Origin of the sequence: Arthrobacter sp. efr-133-TYG-120, from assembly GCF_030209785.1 — a bacterium.
GTDB lineage: Bacteria > Actinomycetota > Actinomycetes > Actinomycetales > Micrococcaceae > Arthrobacter.
Map to the genome: position 1 here is coordinate 16,293 of NZ_JARVRI010000008.1, position 18,547 is coordinate 34,839.

The window sequence follows — 18,547 nt, forward strand, 5'->3', positions numbered from 1 at the left end:
CCTTAAGGCGCGGTTCCGCAATGAAGCGAGGAAACTTTGGCACGCAAGATCATCACCACCCAAGTGGCCATCATGGGGGCGGGCCCGGCCGGCCTCATGCTTTCCCATCTGCTGGCCACAGCGGGGATCGAATCCATCGTCATCGAGGTCCGCAGCCACCAGCAGATCGCCGAAACCGTGCGTGCGGGCATCCTGGAACACGGCTCCGTGAACCTGCTCGTCGAAAGCGGGGTTTCGGACCGGGTGCTGCGCGACGGCGACAGGCATGACGGGATCGAACTGCGCTTCAACGGCGAAAGCCACAGGATCGACTTCAAAGAGCTCGTGGGGGAATCGGTGTGGCTCTACCCGCAAACTGACGTCTTCCTAGACCTCGCCGCACGGCGCAAGGACGACGGCGGCGACGTCCGGTACAGCGTCACGGACACCACCATCCACGACCTCGAAGGCAAACCGAAAGTCTGGTTTACCGACGCCGAGGGCCAGGAATTCGAAATCCAGGCGGACTTCCTGGTGGGTGCTGACGGTTCCCGCAGCCACTGCCGCTTCCAGATCCCCGAGGCCAACCGCAAGTGGTACTTCCACGAATATCCCTTCGCCTGGTTCGGCATCCTCGCCCAGGCCCCGCGCAGCTCAGACGAACTGATCTACGCCAACTCCGAGAACGGCTTCGCCCTGATCAGCCAACGCACGGAGAATGTGCAGCGCATGTACTTCCAGTGCGACCCCAAGGAAAACGTGGCCGACTGGGACGACGAGCGTATCTGGTCTGAATTCCGCAAACGCGTCAACGGAAACGGCTTTGAGCTCAAGGAAGGGCCCGTCCTCGAAAAGATGGTCCTGCCGTTCCGCAGCTTCGTCCACACGCCCATGCGCCACGGGAACCTGTTCCTTGCCGGCGACGCAGCCCACACTGTCCCGCCGACCGGCGCCAAGGGCCTCAATTTGGCGCTCCATGACGTCAAGGTGCTGTTCGAAGGCCTCGAATCCCACTATTCGAACGGTTCCAAGGCGCTGCTCGAGTCCTACAGCGACCGGGCCCTGGAACGCGTTTGGAAAGCCCAGCATTTCTCCTACTGGATGACGTCCATGCTGCACACCGTTCCCGGATCGGACGACTTCGGCCGCGCGCGCCAGCTTGGCGAGCTCCACTCCGTAGTCTCGTCCCGGCACGCCCGGGCGTACCTGGCTGAGTCGTACACGGGGTGGCCGGGCGGGAAGTAGCTGGCGACGCGCGCCGGGCTACTTGTGCGTCGTCACGTACCGGATGCCCCAGCTGGCTTCCCACGCCTCCCCGGGTTCCAGCCAGCGCAGGCCCTCGCCACTGTTGAAGGCATCGGCGGGCGCTGTCATCGGTTCAACCGCGACGGCTGTCACCATGCCGCCGTCGGCCGCGAACTCCGTGGTGGTAAAGGCCTGGATATACCCGAAGGAGGCATCCATGAACATCTGGACTTGGCTGCCGTCGGGCGCTTCGAGGTAGTGCAGCGAGCTTCCGTCCTCCTCGCGGCGGACATCGCTCCAGGCGTCGTCGAGGTCAACGACGCCCACCAGCTGCCCGGCACGGAAATCGTTCCTGGTTCCGGCGACGTCCGTGGTGATTCCACTGGGGTTCAGGCGTTCGTCCACCTCGATGTGGGTAGCGGCGTTGATGTAGAGCGTGAGTTCGTCCGTCGGCACGCTGCCCAGGCGGAGGAAAGGATGGGCGCCGAGCGCGACGGGCGCGGACCGGTGGCCCGTGTTTTCCAGGCGGTGGGTGACAAGCAGCCCGTCCTCCACGAGTTGATAGTGGACCGACGTCGACAGCTCGAAGGGGTACCCTGGCTGCGGCGAGATCCCGGCGTCGAGCGTGATGCTGTCTGTGGTGTGGGCGCCGACCCCGTAAGGAGTCCGAGTCAGGAGCCCGTGCAAGGCGTTGCCTTTGTCCGGTTCGGTGATGTCGAGTTGTTGGGCGGCGCCGTCGTAGCTCCATGTGCCGCCAGCCACCCGGTTGGGCCACGGGACCAGGACCCAGCCCGCGCACCATGGCGGTTGGGCATCGGCGGGATAGTCCTGGACCAGGGCCACGCCGTCGACGTCGAGTTCCCGCAGGCTGGCGGCGATTTCCGTGACGACGGCGCGCTGGATGCGGCCGCCTATGCTGGCCTTGAGTTCAAAATGTTTGCCCATGGGCGAACTGTCAGTGGACATAGTCGACCTTACTAAGAGGAAGCGCAGCTAAGGCGCCGGCCGGATCCGCGAGGAACTGTGCGAAGGCCAGTTCCGCGGCTCCGATCATCATGAGATCCGAGCCGAGGGCGGCCCGGTAGATCTTTACCTGGCCAGCCGGTCCGTCCATCGCCTGGGATCGCAGCGAGCTGTCCAATGTCCCGGGAGACAGGGCGTGCAAGACGCCGAGGAAGCCATCCAGGACGATCGCTTCAGGGTTGAAAATGTTCACCGCATTCCGCAAGGCGATGCCAAGATACTCAAGCTGGCGTGCCACTTCGGCGCCCACCGCTTCGCTGCTGTTCCGGCGAAGCGCTTGCTCGAGTTCACCCGCATCCCCACCGCCGATCCCGGCCAGTTCAAAAAGCGAGGACTGCGAGACTTCGGTCTCGAGGCAGCCTGCGGCCCCGCAATGGCAAGGTTTGCCGGTCGAGCGGACAAAGGTATGTCCAAGTTCCCCGGCGTAGCCGGATGTCCCGCGAAGCAATTCCCCGTCAGCGATGATTCCGCCGCCGATGCCGCTGGCGCCACCGTTGAGGAAGATCAGGTTCCTTTGGCCCGCGCCGGCGCCGAAAAGGAGTTCACCCTCGGCGCCGAGCGATGCGTCGTTGGCCGCGTGGCAGGGGTATCCGGTAGCTTCGCCGAGCATTCGGGCTATGGGTTCATCGCGCCAGCCCAGATGCGGGGCGTGCCGGACCACGCCGTCGCCGCGGTTGACGAGTCCGGGCACTGCGATGCCCACGCCCATGACCTGGTACGACGTGTCGAGCTCCGACCGCATTCCCTCGATGACGGCCGCCGCGATGTTCACGGCTTCTTTGGCCGTCGGGATCCGCTCGGTGTCGAAACGGATCTTCTTCTGGACCTTCCCCCCGAGGCCCACAAGACCGATGGTGACAGCATCGATCTCCGGGTTGACCGCAAGGGCAGCTATGGACGGCCGGGGATGGACGATCGGGCTGGGCCTGCCCACCTGCGCTTCGCCGGAGGGCGCCGTCTCATACACCACTTCCAAGTTCACGAGTTGCCCTATCAACGCCCCTACCGTGGACCGGTTCAGGCCTGTCCGCTTGGTCAGCTGGGCACGACTGAGTACACCGTTGTGGTGGACAAGGGAGGTCAGCAGCGCCAGGTTGTTTCGCCGTGACGGATCGGGCTCGCTGGCGGTGACGGGATTTCGGGTGGGGGAGGGCATCATCGCGACAATATCAGCTCCCAAACACCGTTCGGTCCAGGAAGTCGTTGCGGAACTTTCCGGACGGATCGAGGCGTTCAGCCAGGGCGATGAAGTCGTTGAAGCGAGGGTACAAGGGCGCGACGGCGGCAGCACCGGCGTCGAACAGCTTGCCCCAGTGCGGCCTCGCCGCGAACGGAGCCAGTTCCGCCTCAAGCAGCGGCAGGATGGCTTCGACGGCCGGCTGGTCCTGGCGCCACGTGAAGTGCAAGCCGATGCCGTCGCGGCCGTAGTTGGCGCTCAGCCAGAGCTGGTCGGCGGCCACCGTGCGGATTTCGCCAACCAGCAGCAGGGGAGTCACGACGTGGGAGAGCCGGCGCATGGTGCGGAGGGCGTCCACGGCGTGTTCACGGGGGATGAGGTACTCGCTCTGCAACTCGTCGCCTTGGCTCGGTGTGAATTCCATCCTGAAATGGGCCAGCCGGTCGGACCACGGCCCGGCCATGCCGAGCTGCTGCGTGCAGTTGCTACCTGACACGCCGGGAAGGGGGTGCCGGGCTTCTGTTGCCGGGGTGCCGCCGAAGAAATCCGACGTTTCCACGGCCGCATCGCCGCCGCGCCTCTTGAGCCACGCCTGGCCCACGGTGTCTTCGCTCCAATCGGTGAACAGGCTGACGCTATACGCGGAGGAGGTTATCTGGTCGAAGTTTTCCAGGACGAGGTCCCAGTTGAGGTTTTCGAACACGCTCTGGGCGACGTCGAAGGTTGGCTGGATGTCCAGGGTCAATTTGGTGACGATGCCGAGTGCGCCGAGTCCCACCACCATTCCGTCGAAATCCTCGTCGCCGCGGCCTACGCTGAGAATGCTGCCGTCCGCCGTGACCAGCTCAAGGCCCGCGACGGCGCTGGCAAGGTTGCCGTTGGCATCACCGGAGCCGTGCGTGGCGGTGGAGACAGCTCCTGCCACCGAAATGTGGGGGAGCGAGGCGAGGTTGTGAAGGGCGAAGCCTTGGCGCTGGAGTTCTGCCGCCAGGGTCCCGTACCGCGTGCCACCGCTCACGGTGACGGTCATGTTCGCCGCATCCACGCTGATGCCCGGATCCAGCTGGTCCAGCACCACGAGGGTACCGGCCGTGTCCGCGATGGAGTTGAAGGAATGCCTGGAGCCAAGCGCACGGACCTTCTGGGCGCCTGCCACGAGACCTTGCAGTTCCTCCGCGCTGGCGGGATGGGCGAGTTGCGGTGCCTGGTAGCTGTAGTTTCCTGCCCAGTTGCGTTCCGCCACCAGCTGATCAGTCACGGTTGAATCCTTCGTTCGAGGGCTCGACGGCCTTATTTGATGTCCACAACAACATAACGGCTGAATGGCCCATGCGCCAGGTATTTTCCGGACTTTTCCTTGAGGGGATGAAAAAAACTTTGTTGGCTTCACGTGGTTGACATCACAGGAATTCATAATATGTTGGATAGCGAAACAAACCCTTTTCCACTACCCGGAGCACTCAATGACGATTCAGCCCACCCGTGAAGACAAGTTCTCGTTCGGTCTTTGGACCGTCGGTTGGGAGGCGCAGGACCAGTTCGGTTCGGCCACCCGCCCTCCCCTGGACACCGTGGAAGCCGTCAACCGACTCAGCGACCTTGGCGCCTACGGCATCACTTTCCACGACAACGACCTGTTCCCCTTCGGCTGCTCGGCTGCCGATCGCCAACGCGAAATCGACCGCTTGCAGGGTGCGCTCAAAGCCACGGGGATGATCGTTCCCATGGTCACCACCAACCTGTTCAGCCACCCCGTCTTCAAGGACGGCGGTTTCACGAGCAACGATCGCGGCGTCCGCCGCTTTGCCCTGCGCAAGGTGCTGGACAACATCGATCTCGCCGCAGAACTCGGCGCCGAAACGTTCGTCATGTGGGGCGGCCGTGAAGGCAGCGAATACGACGCCGCCAAGGACATCCGCGGCGCGCTCGAGCGTTACCGCGAGGCCGTGAACCTGTTGGGCGACTACGTCACGGACAAGGGGTACAACATCCGCTTCGCGATTGAACCGAAGCCGAACGAACCCCGCGGCGACATCCTGCTCCCCACCCTGGGCCACGCCCTAGCCTTCATCGAAACCCTGGAACGCCCGGAGCTCGTGGGCATCAACCCCGAGACCGGCCACGAGCAGATGGCGGGCCTGAACTTCACGCACGGCATCGCCCAGGCCCTGTACCAGGGCAAGCTCTTCCATATCGACCTCAACGGCCAGCGCAGCATCAAGTTCGACCAGGACCTGGTGTTCGGCCACGGTGACCTGCAGAACGCTTTCTCCTTGGTGGACTTGCTCGAAAACGGCGGTCCCGACGGCGGCCCCGCCTACGACGGTCCGCGCCACTTCGACTACAAGCCCAGCCGCACCGAGGACATCGACGGCGTGTGGGACTCTGCGGCCGCGAACATGCAGACCTACCTGCTGCTCAAGGAGCGCGCCAAGGCATTCCGCGCCGACCCCGAGGTCCAGGAAGCCCTCCGGGCGTCCCGCGTGGCAGAAATCAACGAACCCACCCTGAACCCGGGCGAAGGTTACGAGCAGTTGCGTGCGGACAAGTCCGCTTACGAGGACTTCGACGCCGATGCCTACTTCGGCGGCAAGGGCTTTGGGTTCGTGAAGCTCCAGCAGCTCTTCATCGAGCACCTCCTCGGAGCGCGCTGACCTCATGACACTGGTTGCCGGGGTTGATTCCTCTACCCAAAGCTGCAAAGTGGTGGTCTTGGACGCGGAAAGCGGTGCGCTCGTGCGTGCGGGCCGCGCGAGCCACCCGGAGGGAACGGAAGTCCATCCGGACGAGTGGTGGCGGGCGCTGTCCGAAGCGTTCGGCGACGCCGGCGGCCTGGCCGATGTCAGCGCACTGTCCGTAGGGGGCCAGCAGCACGGGATGGTGCTGCTGGACCTCGAGGGCAATGTGGTGCGGCCGGCGCTGCTGTGGAATGACACTCGCTCGGCCGGCTCGGCGGAAGATCTCACCGCCGAAGTGGGGGCGGAGGACTTCGCCCGGCGGACCGGCCTGGTTCCGGTGGCTTCGTTCACGATCACGAAAATCCGCTGGATTAGGGACCACGAACCCGAAAGCATGGCTCGGGTGGCCGCCGTCGCGCTCCCCCACGACTGGCTCACGTGGCGTCTCCGCGGTTACGGTCCGGCGGGCTCCAGCCCGCTGGGGCCGGACCTGGACGAACTCACCACTGACCGTTCGGACGCCAGCGGCACCGGCTATTGGAGCCCGCTGACCGGACGCTACGATCTGGACTTGTTCAAACTGGCGTTCGGCCAGGACGCCCGGGAAGCCTCGGGCGGGACGACGACGGCGGCGCCCGGCGTCGTCGTTCTTCCCCGGGTGCTAGGTCCGGGCGAAACCGCGGGCCGCGTGCACCCGGCGTGTTTCGGGGGCCGTGGCGCAAGCGAAGCGTTGGGCGGCGGGATCCTGCTCGGCGTCGGGGCGGGGGACAATGCCGCCGCCGCGCTTGGGCTCGGAGCCAAACCCGGCGACGTCGTCGTGTCCGTGGGCACCAGCGGCACCGTGTTCGCCGTCGACTCTTCACCCGGACATGATGCGAGCGGGACCGTGGCGGGCTTCGCCGATGCGAGCGGCGAGTATTTGCCCATCGCAGTGACCTTGAACGCCGCCCGCGTGCTCAGCTCGGTAGCCGCAGTGCTCGGCGTCGACTTCGACGGGCTGTCCAGGCTCGCCCTTGAAGCTGAGCCTGGCTCGGGAGGCGTGGTGCTGGTGCCGTATTTCGAAGGGGAACGGACTCCCAATCTGCCTCACGCGAAGGCCAGCTTCCACGGCCTCAGCATCGCCTCCACCACCCGGCCGAATATCGCCCGGGCCGCCATCGAAGGCATGCTGTGTGGACTCGCCGGAGGCCTGGACGCGCTGCGTGACCAGGGTGTCCGTGCGGAACGGTTGCAGTTGATCGGGGGCGCGGTAAAGAATCCTGCCGTGCAACGGATAGCGGCTCAGGTATTCGACCTGCCTGTCGTGATTCCGAGCCCGGGCGAATACGTTGCCCGCGGTGCAGCCGTGCAGGCGGCGTGGGCGCTCGCAGGCTACCGCCCGGATTGGCCCGTGGCCCTCGACGCCACACCCGAGCCGGATTTCCGAGCGTCGATCGGGCAGAACTACAGGAAGGTCAGTGCCCGCGTTGACGCCGGCAACTGAATCGCTGCTCATCAGGACACCGCTTCTTGATTCCCTGAACCAGGATCCGGTGCCCGCATCGGGCAGTCCCGTCCGGTGGGGAGTCATTTCCACCGGACGGATCGCCTCCACGGTCGTCAGCGACCTCGCGCTCCTTCCCGACGCCGTTTTGCAGTCCGTCAGTTCCCGGACCCAGGAAAACGCGGACGCGTTTGCTTCGGAGCACGGCTTCCAGAGCGCCTACGGCGACGACGGCGGGCTTCCGGGGTACCAGCGGCTCCTCCAGGATCCCGCGGTGGACGTCGTGTATGTGGCAACCCCTCACACGAGTCATTTCTCGGCGGCGAAGGCGGCCCTCGAAGCGGGGAAGCACGTGTTGTGCGAGAAGCCGCTGACCATCAACGCCCGTGAAGCAGAGGTCTTGGTTCGGCTGGCCCGGGAGAAAAGCCTGTTCCTGATGGAAGCAGTGTGGACCCGGTTCCTGCCCAGCGTGCAACGGGCGGCGGAAATCATCGCATCCGGCGAACTCGGCGAGATCCGGTGGCTGCAAGCTGATCTCGGGTTTCCGGCGCCGTGCAATCCAGAATCCCGGCTGTGGAGGCTCGACGACGGGGGAGGTGCCCTGATGGACGTTGGTGTCTATCCCCTGACATGGGCGCTGATCAGCCTAGGACGCCCGGAATCGTTGACGGCCACGGCGCATCTCACTGACGGCGGAGTGGATTCCGAGACCGCACTGACACTGTCCTATCCTTCCGGGGCACAGGTCCAGGCCATGACCTCCTTGACCTCGGCCACCCCCCAAACGGCCACCATATGCGGCACGAAGGGGATGCTCCGATCCAACGCACCGCTGTTCAATCCGACGGAGTTGACCATCACCTCCAGCTCCGGCGAGCAACGGCAGGAGAAATTCACCCCGGTCGGCCATGGCTACACCTACCAGTTGCGCGAAGTGATTCGTTGCCTGCAACTGGGCCTGCTTGAGTGCCCCACAATGCCGTTGGCGGATACCCTGACCACCATGTCCCTGCTGGATGAAGCACGCAGGCAAGCGGGAATCAGCTACCCGGGGGACTAGGGGCAGGGCAGCACCTCGGCAAGTGACCAGCGCGGCACGGCCCGGTCCAAATAGCCAGCAACCTCGGATCACTGAATGATGATGTAAGTCACGCAGTCAAAACAGGATCCTGGAGGAAACATGCCCGCCACGCCGTCGCCGGGAAGAGTGGGCGATGTCCGCAGGCAGAACCTTGCGCTCGTCCTCGCAGGCATCCAGGGGAACAGCGGGGCCACGCGTGCCCAGCTTGCCGCGGAAAGCGGTCTCACGAAGGCCTCCGTTTCGAGCATCGTCACCGACTTGCTTGAATCCGGCCTGGTGCGGGAAACAAGTATCACCCGCGACGGCGAACGCGGACGGCCCGGAACCGGCCTTGTCCTCAATCCGGCCCGCGGTGCCTTGGCCGTGGAGATCAATGTGGATTACCTCGCGGTGGGAGTCCTGGATTTCACGGGGGAACTGACCTTCCACGAAACGGTCGAAAGGCATAACCGCGGAAGCCTGCCCTCCGACATCCTGCCGCTCCTCGTCGCCATGGCGCAGCGGGCGGCAACACAGGCGGCCGGCGACGGCGTCGAACTTCTTGGTGGGGAATTGACCGTGCCAGGCTTGGTGGATACGGAACGCAACGTGGTGCTGGCCGCGCCGAACCTGGGCTGGGCCGACGTCGGACTCTCCGAAGAGCTGCCCAGGCTCCTGCCCGCAGCCCCCTTCGGAGTGACCCTCTCCAACGAGGCCAATGGCGCCGCGCTCGCGGAACTCTGGTTTGGCCACGGCGACCGCTTCCCTGACTTCCTCTACATTTCCGGCGAAGTGGGCGTCGGTGGAGGGCTGGTCATAGATTCCCGGCTTTTCGCCGGCCCGCACGGCCATGCCGGTGAGATCGGGCATGTGGTGGTGCATCCCGACGGCCCGTTGTGCGCCTGCGGCGGTCACGGTTGCCTTGAGACGTTCGCGGGCCAAGACGCCATATATTCTGCAGCCGGAATACATCAGGATGTGGCTACAAAGCACATGGAATACCTGCTGAGCCGCCTTGCCGACGGAGATTGGAGCGCGGTTTCAGCGGTGGAACAGGCCGGGCACTACCTAGGAATCGCGATAGCCTCGACGGCGCGGGTGGCGAACATTTCCGCCGTCGTGCTCGGCGGTCATTTCGCCGTACTCGAGGAGTGGATCGCTCCTGCGCTGCTCCGGAGCTTGAACCACCACGCACCGGGACTGATCCCGGAAGGAAACCTGGCGTTCTCCGGACTGGGGCAGACGGGGGCCCTCAGGGGCGCCGCAGCAACCGCAGTCCGGAGAATATTGAGCCAGGCCTACGAACTGATTCCCTGAACTTCCGCGAGCGGGGCCGCCAAGGCTGTCAGTTCCACGAGGGCCGGCCGCGCAACCGTGCTTTCGATCGAGACCGCTGAGCCACTGTGGGCAGATGCCAGCACAGATTCCATGACCTCGAGCGCATGGAACGCCAATTGGCCGCCAGCACGTGGTTCGACCCCGGCCGGGGTTGCGGCGAGGTCGGCGATGCCGAAGCCCCTGCCCGAATCGATGTAGCCGGCCGAGATCGGAAGGGTCTGCCAGGAGTCGGCGCCAAGCGTGAAGAGCTGGACGTCGCCGTCGAAGTGGTTCGGATCAGGAACAACAAGAGATCCCGCCGAACCGTGGATCTCGATGTTGGCCGACTTGGTCTTCACCGCGTCGAAGCTCATCACCAGCGTGGACAGGGCGCCGGAGGCGTGGACCAGGACCCCGGTCACGTGCGAATCGATGGTCACCGGAATCACCTCGCCCTCCCGCGGTCCCGAACCAATGGTGCGCGTGTCCCGTGTGTGGCTTGCGGCACCAATGACCGAGACCACCGGGCCCAATAGCGTGACCAGGGCGCTCACGTAGTAGGGACCCATGTCCAGCAGCGGTCCGCCGCCGGGCTGGTAGTAGAAGTCCGGGTTGGGATGCCAGCGCTCGTGTCCCGGTGTCACCATGGTTGCCGTGGCCGAGATCGGCGCACCGATCAGGCCGTCGTCGATCGCTTTGCGGGCAGTCTGGATCCCGGTGCCGAGCACCGTATCCGGCGCGCAGCCGACCACGACGCCGGCCTCCCGCGCCGCGTCGAGCACTTGCCGTGCCTCGGCGGTTGTCGCAGCGAGCGGCTTCTCACCATAGACACTCTTGCCGGCGGCGATGGCCCTCAATGCGATCGGCGCATGCGCGGCCGGAATGGTGAGGTTGAGTACGAGCTCGATGTCGTCCGCCGCCAGGAGCTCGTCGACGGTCACCGCGCGGACGCCGTCGTAAGAATCCGCGACCGCTTGTGCGCGCGCGGGATCGAGGTCCGCGACGGCTACCAGGTCAATGTCGTCCAGCCGGCGGAAGTTCTTGAGGTACTGGGCGATGATGGCGCCACAGCCGATGATGCCTACTCTTAGCGGCTTGCCCACAGCATGCCCCTTTCGATGATGGTGCGGACGTTGCTGTCCTGGAGGATTTCCACGCGGTGTCCCGGGGTGCAGACGAAGATCCGTCCTTCGGCCCACTGCCGGGTCCAGATCGCAGGGGAGGTGACCTCCCGGTTCCATTGGTCCCAGTCGCGGACCTTCTGGGTGGTGGTGGCGAGGACGTCGATGTAGTCGTCAGACAGGACCCAGTACTGCTCGGTGACCAAATCGAAGTCGCCGATTCCCTGGGTGATGGGGTGGCTCGCGGCAGCCGGGAGCATGTTGACGGTGTACGGCACGTAGTTGTCCGGCTGTTCGCCGATGCGTTCGTCCGGATGTTTGCCGGGGTGGCAGGCGAACTGGCCGCCGATCATGTGCAGGTAGTCCGAGTTGTTCCGGTAGGAATCGGCGATGCCGCCGTGCCAGCCGGCAAGTCCCGTGCCGTTTTCGACGGCGGTACGGAGCCCCTCGAATTCGTCCTTCTCGATGGTGGACATGGTCATGCATTGCACGATCAGGTCCACGCCGGACATATATGCCGAATCGGCATATACCTTCGGGGATTCCTCCACCCGGACGTCGTAGCCGTTCTCCTTGAGGAAGGGGATAAAGAGTTCTGTGGCTTCGAATGGCTGGTGGCCATCCCAGCCGCCACGGACCACCAGGGCGGTCTTCTTGTCAGTCATGGTTTCCTTTGCTGAGAAATACGGCCGGAGAGCCGAAAATGAAATGGTTAGCGGCTTGAGAAGGCCGCGTCGAAAGCGGCGACCGGCGGGGCGATGGCGGCGAGTTCCCGGACCATGGCCAAGGATTGCGGTGCTCCCACGAGTCGGTCCATGCCCGCGTCTTCCCACTCGACGCTGGTTGGCCCCTCGTAGCCGATGGCATTGAGGGCGCGGAAGATCGGCTCCCATTTCACGTCGCCATGGCCTGCGGTGACGAAGTCCCAGCCCCGGCGCGGATCCGCCCATGGCAAGTGGGAGCCGAGCCGGCCGTTGCGTCCGTTGAGCTGGCGGATGGATTCCTTGACGTGCACGTGGAAGATCTTCGGCGCGAAATCCTGGAGGAACATCACCGGATCCAGGTCCTGCCAGATGAAGTGGGATGGATCGAAGTTCAGCCCGAAGCTCTCGCGATGCCCCACGGCTTCCAGGGCACGTTTCGCGGTCCAGTAGTCGTAGGCGATCTCGGAGGGGTGGACTTCCAGGGCGAAGCGGACCCCGACTTCGTCGAACACGTCGAGGATCGGGTTCCAGCGGTCCGCGAAATCCTGGTAGCCGCGCTCGATCATCGCCTCCGAGGCGGGCGGGAACATGGCCACTGCCTTCCAGATGGAGGAGCCCGTGAATCCCGTGACGGTCTTGACGCCGAGGCGTGCCGCGGCCCGTGCCGTGTCCTTCATGGCCTCGGCAGCGCGTTGGCGGACTCCTTCAGGATCGCCATTGCCCCAAACCTCGTCGGAGAGGATGTCCCGGTGGCGCTCATCGATGGGGTCGTCGCACACGGCTTGGCCGGTGAGATGGTTGGCGATCGCAAAGACCTTGAGGCCGTTCTTCTCAAGGATGTCGAGGCGTTCCTGGACATAGCTGTCGTCCACGGAGGCCCGGTGGGGGTCCAGGTGGTCGCCCCAGCAGGCGATTTCGAGCCCGTCGAAGCCCCATTCGCCCGCGAGCCGGGCGACCTCTTCGAAGGGCAGATCGGCCCATTGGCCGGTGAACAGTGTGATGGGTCTTGTCATCGGGATTCCCTCCTAGACTTCCTGCCAGCGGCTGGACTCTGCGGCGCTGCCTTCCACGGCAGCCAGCACCTTTTGCACCTGCAGGGCATCAGCGAACGACGGCGAGGGCTGCTCGCCTGCGCCGATCGCGGTCACGAGGTCCACCACTTGGTGCGTGAAGCCGTGCTCGTATCCGAGGCCATGCCCGGTGGGCCACCAGTTGCCGACGTAGGGGTGTTCGGGCTCCGTCACGAAGATCCGGCGGAATCCGGCGTCGGGGGATTCCGCGGCGTCGTAGAAGGACAGGACGTTCATCTCTTCGAAGTCGAACGCGAGGGAGGCCTTGGTCCCGTTGACTTCCAGTCGCATGGCGTTCTTGCGTCCCAGCGCGAACCGCGTGGCCTCGAAGACCCCGACGGCGCCCGCGGAAGTAGTGCCGCCGTCGAGCCCGTCGCCAGAAAAGCGGGCGGTGAAAATGGCGGCGTCGTCGACCGTGACCGCGCCGCGCGGCGCATCCGCGCCGACGTCGCCATGGCCGCCCAACCCGACGAGGTCACCGGCCAGCGGACGTTCGTGGACGAAGGTTTCCAGGAGTGCGGAAACGCCCGTGATCTGCTGCCCGGTGACCCACTGCGCAGCGTCGATGCTGTGCGCTCCGATGTCGCCCAAGGAGCCCGATCCGGACTTGGACTTGTCCAGCCGCCAGGTCATGGGCGCGTTTTCGTCGCTAAGCCAGTCCTGCAGGTACTGCGCCCGCACGTGCCGGATGGTTCCCAAACGGCCCTCTTCGACCATCCGCTTGGCCAGCGCCAAAGCAGGGGTGCGGCGGTAGCTGAAGCCGCACATCGAGAACACTCCGCGTTCTGCCGCGGCCTGGGCGGCTTCGGTCATGCGCTCCGCCTCCGCCACAGAATTGGCGAGGGGTTTCTCGCAGAGCACGTGCTTGCCCGCTTCGAGGGCTGCGATCGCGATCTCGGCGTGCGTATTGCCCGGGGTGCAGATGTCGATCAGGTCGATGTCGTCCCGCTCGAGGAGCCGGCGCCAATCAGTCTCCACCGATCCCCAGCCGAGCTTGCCCGCGGCGGCGCGGACGCCGTCGTCGTTCCGGCCGCACAGTGCGGTGAGCTGGGGGTCAAGCGGGAGATCGAAGAACCGCGGCGCTGTCCGCCAAGCGTGGGAGTGGGCGGCGCCCATGAATGCGTAGCCGACCATGCCGACCCGCAAGGGCTTTGCGGTAGTCATTGTGTTTCCTTTCGTGCTTTCAAAGAGCGTTGGCTATTTGCTGAATCCTGCGGTCAACCCGCTGAGCAGCTGGCGGCGGGCCACCACATAGATGACCAGCAGCGGCAAGGTGGCGAGCACCACGGAAGCCAACACGGCGGGAATGTTCACGCTGAATTCGCCCTGGAACGTCCACAAGGACAGCGGAAGCACACGGGTGGACGGGCTCTGGGTCAGGATCAGCGGGAACAGGAAGCCGTTCCAGACGCCGAGCGCGTTGTAGATGCCCACGGTCACGACGGCGGGGCGCGTCATGGGCAGCGCGAGCCGCCACATCATGGCCCAGTCCGAGCAACCATCGAGCCGCATGGACTCGAACAACTCGTTGGGTACATCGCGCATGAAGTTGCTCAGGATGAGGACGGAAATGGGAATCGCGAACGCAATGGAGGGCAAGATCAGCGCCAACAAGGTGTCATAGAGATGCGCTTTGGTGATCATCCAATAGATGGGAATGATCGTGGCGTGCAAGGGAATCGCCAGGCCCAGGAGGAACGTGTTGTTCGTCCACGTCAGGAACCGGCCCTTCCCCCGGACGATCGCGTAGGCGGCCATGAACGAGACCAGGAGCGCAGGTACGACACTGCCCACTGTGACGATCAGGCTGTTGAAGAAGTACATGGCGAAGTCGTTGTCCAGGACCAGCTTGTAGTTGTCCAGGGTCGGCTCGGTGGGCGGCATCATCGGGTTCGAGGTGAAGAACCCGGCCTGGTTCTTCAGGCTGGTCACCACCACGTAGTAGATGGGAACGATGATGATCGCCAGCCAAAGCCAGCCGCCCAGGCCGCCCAGGTAGTTGGGGCGGAGCCGGCCGGGGCCCTTGGCGCCTTTTGCTCGCTGGCCATGTTTGTGGCCTTGCTTGTTGCTTGGCGCGTTGGGCCTTGCCGGCGGTGCGGGAATCTGGGTTGTGGAAGCCATCAGGCACCTTCCAATTGGCTTGCGTTGCGGTTCTTGCCACCGAGTCTTTGCAGGAGCAGGGCCAGTGCAAGGCCGATCACCACGAGGATGACGCCGAGGGCGCTCGCCGCTCCCATGTCGTTGGCCTTGAAGCCGGTCAGGTACATGTGCAGCGGTAGCAGCCGCGTGGAATAGCCGGGGCCTCCGCCGGTGAGGACGAAGACGAGATCGAAGTAGGCCAGTGAGCCGACCACCATAAGGGTCGAGGACGTGATGATGGTGTATTTCAACTGGGGCAAGGTAATGGCGAAGAACTGCTGGACGCGCCCCGCGCCGTCGATTTGGGCCGCTTCATACAGCGACGCCGGGATCTGGCGCACGCCGCCTTGGTAGATGAGTGTGTGGAACGGGACAAACTGCCAGGCGATGACGAAGACGACGACGAACAGCACCAGATCTGAGTTGCCGAGCCAGTCCTGGGCGAGGAATGGAAGGCCCAAGCCCGGACCGAGTCCGAAGTTCGGGTCCAAGAGGGCCTTGTATGCGATCGCGACGGCCGCGGAGGACAGCAGCAGCGGCACGAAGTAGAGGACTGCGAGGGCCGCGCGGTATTTCTGGGACGCGGACGTGAAAACTCCGAGGAGCAAGCTGATGGGGGCTTGCACGATGAACGAGAAAAACATGATCTTGGCCGTGACCCACAGCGCATTGCCGGTGACGGGATCGGTCAGGACCGTGGTCCAGCTCGACAAGCCGTCCAGTTTGATTTCGCCCAGCCCGTCCCATTTGGTGAAGCTGAGGAAGAGCACGCCGAAGAGAGGGATGATGGCGAAGAGGAGGAAGAAGACAAGGGCTGGTGCGGCCAGCCACCCCGACGGGCCCTTTTCAAGGACCCGCCGGGAAGAACCGGTTGAGGTAGACACTGGTTACTTTCCGATCGTGGCGTTCATGGTTGAGACGAACTGATCGGGGCTGATCTTCTTCAGGAAGATCTGGTCCAGGTTCGCCAACATGGCGTCTCCCTGGGCGGGGCTGAGGGCCTGGTCCCAGGAGAGGGTGAAGCTCGGTGCGTTCTTGGCCATGCCGTACACGTAGCTCAGGAAATCCTTGTCCGGTGATGCGGCCAGCTTGCTTTCGATGCCCGTGGTCACGGGAACCGCTCCGGAGTCGATCAAGGACTGGGTGTCGGCGTCGGTGAACATTCCGCTCTTGACGTAGTCGAGCGCCGCCTTCTTCTGGCTGTCAGTGGCCTTGGAAGAGATCGACCAGAAGTTGGAAGGGTTGCCCACGACGTTGGCAGGATCGCCCTTGCCACCGGACACGGTGGGGAAGGTGACGTAGCCCAGCTTGCCGTTCTTGACGAAGTCCGCGGCGTCCTTCTTCATGCTCTGGTAGATCCAGCCACCCTGCAGGATCATGGCGGCCTTGCCGGTGTAAAGGAGGGCCTGGTCCGCGTTGCTGTCGGCGGCAATGGAGGAGAATCCGTTGGCGAATCCGCCGGCGTCCACCAGGTCCTGGATCTTGCTGAGGGCTGCCTTGACGGCGGGGTCGGACCAGGCGCCGGGCTTGTTGGCAGCGATGTTCGCGAAGACCTCGGGTCCGCCGATGCGCTCCACCAGGTATTCGAGCCACATCAGGTCAGGCCACTTGGACTGGCCGCCCAGGGAGAAGGGAGCGATGCCTGCAGCCTTGAACTTCGGCACCAGGGCCATGAGTTCATCCCAGGTCTTGGGGGCCTGGGCGCCGATCTTATCGAAGACTTCCTTGTTGTAGTACAGGACGACGGGCTGCACGTTGTTGTTGGGCAGGGCATACGTCTTGCCGTCGATCACGCCGTTCTTGAGCACGGACGGCAGGTAGCGGCTCTTGACATCCGGGTTTGACGATACGAAGTCCGACAGGTCGGCCACCTGGCCGGCGTCGACATAGGACTTCAGCACGCCACCGCCCCAACCGTAAATGAAGGTGGGTCCTTGTCCGGCGCCGACGGCGGTGCGCACTTTGGTCTTGTACGCGTCGTTCGCGAAGAAGTCGAGCTTGACGGCCTCGTCCGGGTGGGCTTTGTTCCATGCATCGATGGACTTCTGGAGTACGGGCTGGTTACCGCCCGTGAGGCCCCACATGGTGGCCGAATCGGCGTTTCCTGCCGAACTTGCCGGTCCACTTGATCCGCAGGCTGCGAGGGAGATCGATACGGCCGCGGCAGTGACGGCGATCGCTGCCGTGCGCAACGTGAGTTTTACCATTTGCAATTCCATTCGTCCTCCGGGCTCGACGCTGATTGCCCGGCTATTGGTTTCGGGAGTCCGGCCTTCGGGGAGCGAGGCTGCACTGCCGCTGAATATGCTTGATCCGAATCTTCGAAATATTTCGATAATCTTTTCGGTCCGTTAGGCAAATTTAGCTGTGGTCTGGGTCACCGTCAAGGCGATTCGGGCATAAAGTTCAACTCTTTTACGAAATGGCGATTGACTCTGCTTGCCTCGCCGCCCACACTTGTGTCAGCGAAATATTTCGAAAGAGTTGAGGATCCATGGCCAGCAGTGAAAGTTCCGCCAAGGTGACATTGGCCGCCATTGCCCGGGAAGCGGGCGTCTCGATGCCGACCGTCTCGAAGGTGGTCAATGGGCGCGAGGATGTTGCGGCTGACACGCGCGCCAAAGTTCTGACCGCCTTGGAGCGGACGGGATACAAGTCGCCGCTTCAGCGAAAGAACACCGCCGGCCGCCGGCCCGTGGTGGAGGTTGTGTTCGACACCTTGAATTCGGCGTATGGGGTGGAAGTGCTCAACGGCGTGTTGGAGCACGCGGCCGCCTCCGACGTCGAAGTCCTGCTCAACATCACCGGCCAGCAGTCGGCGTCGAAGCTGAGCCTCGAGCAGCGGGCGCAGCGGATCGTCGACGAAGGCCGCAGCGGCATGATCGTGGTGACCTCGGCGTTCAGTTCGGCCCAGCTGGATCCATTTCGACGGCGCCAGATACCCATCGTGGTCATCGACCCGCTCAACCCGCCGCCGGGTGACGTGGTCAGCGTCGGTGCCAGCAACTGGGCCGGGGGCAAGGCCGCCACGGCGCACCTGTTGGATCTGGGGCACCGCCGGATCGCCTACCTGGGTGGCCCGGAAGGCGCCGAGTGCAACCAGGCCCGTCTCCACGGCTACATGGCGGCGCTGATGGCGAATGGTGTGCCCGTCGAGGAGCGTTACATCCTGTCAGGGCCCTTCCGCTCCGAGAACGGGGTGGCGGGAATGAAAACCCTGCTTCAACTCGAAGAGCGCCCAACGGCCATCTTTGCCGCAAGCGACAGCATCGCCCTGGGTGTGCTCGCCGAGGCGCGGCGGCAAAAGATCCGCATCCCGGAGGACATCAGCGTGGTGGGATTCGACGGAACCTACCAAGCAGAGGAATCGGTGCCGCCGCTGACGTCCGTATCCCAGCCGCTGCAGGAGATGGGCCGTGCCGCCCTGCGCTTCGTGCTCCGCCAAATGCGCGGTGACGCATTGGACTCGCGGCGCGTGGAACTCGCCACGCACCTTGTGGTCCGCGAATCCACCGCCCCGCCGGCGTAGGCCTAGTCCGGACCCCCGCTCA

General features: G+C 64.4%; 16 protein-coding genes. 6 read left to right on the plus strand and 10 right to left on the minus strand.

What is annotated here, in order from left to right:
- Window positions 1-36 precede the first annotated feature (36 nt).
- Window positions 37-1,224 carry a 4-hydroxybenzoate 3-monooxygenase gene (locus QRN51_RS05135; protein WP_284988905.1) on the plus strand — a complete coding sequence of 396 codons (1,188 nt, stop codon included), beginning with the start codon at window positions 37-39 and terminating at the stop codon, window positions 1,222-1,224.
- A gap of 18 nt (window positions 1,225-1,242) precedes the next feature.
- Here QRN51_RS05135 and QRN51_RS05140 read toward each other — a convergent pair whose 3' ends face one another.
- The 3 genes from QRN51_RS05140 to QRN51_RS05150 are packed head-to-tail and all read right to left on the minus strand — an operon-like array spanning window position 1,243 to window position 4,682.
- Window positions 1,243-2,169, minus strand: a complete 927-nt coding sequence (locus QRN51_RS05140; RefSeq protein WP_284988906.1) for an aldose 1-epimerase family protein — start codon at window positions 2,167-2,169, stop codon at window positions 1,243-1,245.
- Between the two features lie 10 nt (window positions 2,170-2,179).
- Complete coding sequence (locus QRN51_RS05145; protein WP_284988907.1) at window positions 2,180-3,406, minus strand: ROK family protein; 1,227 nt, start codon at window positions 3,404-3,406, stop codon at window positions 2,180-2,182.
- A 10-nt stretch (window positions 3,407-3,416) separates the two neighbouring features.
- Window positions 3,417-4,682 carry an FAD-binding protein gene (locus tag QRN51_RS05150; RefSeq protein WP_284988908.1) on the minus strand — a complete coding sequence of 422 codons (1,266 nt, stop codon included), beginning with the start codon at window positions 4,680-4,682 and terminating at the stop codon, window positions 3,417-3,419.
- 205 nt (window positions 4,683-4,887) lie between these two features.
- Between QRN51_RS05150 and xylA the strand changes: the two genes are divergently transcribed.
- The 4 genes from xylA to QRN51_RS05170 all read left to right on the plus strand — a co-directional run bounded on the left by xylA (window position 4,888) and on the right by QRN51_RS05170 (window position 9,962).
- Window positions 4,888-6,078 (plus strand): xylose isomerase, encoded by a 1,191-nt coding sequence (gene xylA / locus QRN51_RS05155; protein WP_284988909.1) that lies wholly within the window; start codon window positions 4,888-4,890, stop codon window positions 6,076-6,078.
- A gap of 4 nt (window positions 6,079-6,082) precedes the next feature.
- The gene (gene xylB / locus QRN51_RS05160) at window positions 6,083-7,585 is read left to right on the plus strand and encodes a xylulokinase (RefSeq protein ID WP_284988910.1); all 1,503 of its coding nucleotides are present in this window, start codon (window positions 6,083-6,085) and stop codon (window positions 7,583-7,585) included.
- Window positions 7,560-8,645 (plus strand): Gfo/Idh/MocA family protein, encoded by a 1,086-nt coding sequence (locus QRN51_RS05165; protein ID WP_350224958.1) that lies wholly within the window; start codon window positions 7,560-7,562, stop codon window positions 8,643-8,645. The genes xylB and QRN51_RS05165 overlap by 26 nt, the downstream gene beginning before the upstream one ends.
- Before the next feature lie 120 nt (window positions 8,646-8,765).
- Window positions 8,766-9,962 (plus strand): ROK family transcriptional regulator, encoded by a 1,197-nt coding sequence (locus QRN51_RS05170; RefSeq protein WP_284988911.1) that lies wholly within the window; start codon window positions 8,766-8,768, stop codon window positions 9,960-9,962.
- Here the strand turns inward: QRN51_RS05170 and QRN51_RS05175 are convergent.
- Genes QRN51_RS05175 through QRN51_RS05205 form a run of 7 tightly spaced genes read right to left on the minus strand, consistent with a single transcriptional unit; the run spans window position 9,944 to window position 17,203 of the window.
- The gene (locus tag QRN51_RS05175; RefSeq protein ID WP_284988912.1) at window positions 9,944-11,065 is read right to left on the minus strand and encodes a Gfo/Idh/MocA family protein; all 1,122 of its coding nucleotides are present in this window, start codon (window positions 11,063-11,065) and stop codon (window positions 9,944-9,946) included. The two genes, QRN51_RS05170 and QRN51_RS05175, sit on opposite strands and share 19 nt — an antisense overlap.
- Window positions 11,050-11,748 (minus strand): ThuA domain-containing protein, encoded by a 699-nt coding sequence (locus tag QRN51_RS05180; protein ID WP_284988913.1) that lies wholly within the window; start codon window positions 11,746-11,748, stop codon window positions 11,050-11,052. Before QRN51_RS05180 ends, QRN51_RS05175 begins: the two co-directional genes overlap by 16 nt.
- 47 nt (window positions 11,749-11,795) lie before the next feature.
- Complete coding sequence (locus QRN51_RS05185) at window positions 11,796-12,800, minus strand: sugar phosphate isomerase/epimerase family protein (RefSeq protein WP_284988914.1); 1,005 nt, start codon at window positions 12,798-12,800, stop codon at window positions 11,796-11,798.
- Between the two features lie 12 nt (window positions 12,801-12,812).
- The gene (locus QRN51_RS05190; protein WP_284988915.1) at window positions 12,813-14,021 is read right to left on the minus strand and encodes a Gfo/Idh/MocA family protein; all 1,209 of its coding nucleotides are present in this window, start codon (window positions 14,019-14,021) and stop codon (window positions 12,813-12,815) included.
- Window positions 14,022-14,054: 33 nt separating this feature from the next.
- Window positions 14,055-14,978: a carbohydrate ABC transporter permease gene (locus tag QRN51_RS05195; protein WP_059388770.1), complete on the minus strand. Its 924-nt coding sequence runs from the start codon at window positions 14,976-14,978 to the stop codon at window positions 14,055-14,057.
- Window positions 14,978-15,880, minus strand: a complete 903-nt coding sequence (locus tag QRN51_RS05200) for a carbohydrate ABC transporter permease (protein ID WP_059388769.1) — start codon at window positions 15,878-15,880, stop codon at window positions 14,978-14,980. Before QRN51_RS05200 ends, QRN51_RS05195 begins: the two co-directional genes overlap by 1 nt.
- A 3-nt stretch (window positions 15,881-15,883) precedes the next feature.
- Window positions 15,884-17,203 (minus strand): extracellular solute-binding protein, encoded by a 1,320-nt coding sequence (locus QRN51_RS05205; RefSeq protein WP_059388771.1) that lies wholly within the window; start codon window positions 17,201-17,203, stop codon window positions 15,884-15,886.
- A gap of 287 nt (window positions 17,204-17,490) precedes the next feature.
- On the opposite strand from QRN51_RS05205, the gene QRN51_RS05210 reads away from it, so the two are divergent.
- Window positions 17,491-18,525 carry a LacI family DNA-binding transcriptional regulator gene (locus tag QRN51_RS05210; protein ID WP_284988916.1) on the plus strand — a complete coding sequence of 345 codons (1,035 nt, stop codon included), beginning with the start codon at window positions 17,491-17,493 and terminating at the stop codon, window positions 18,523-18,525.
- Window positions 18,526-18,547 lie beyond the last annotated feature (22 nt).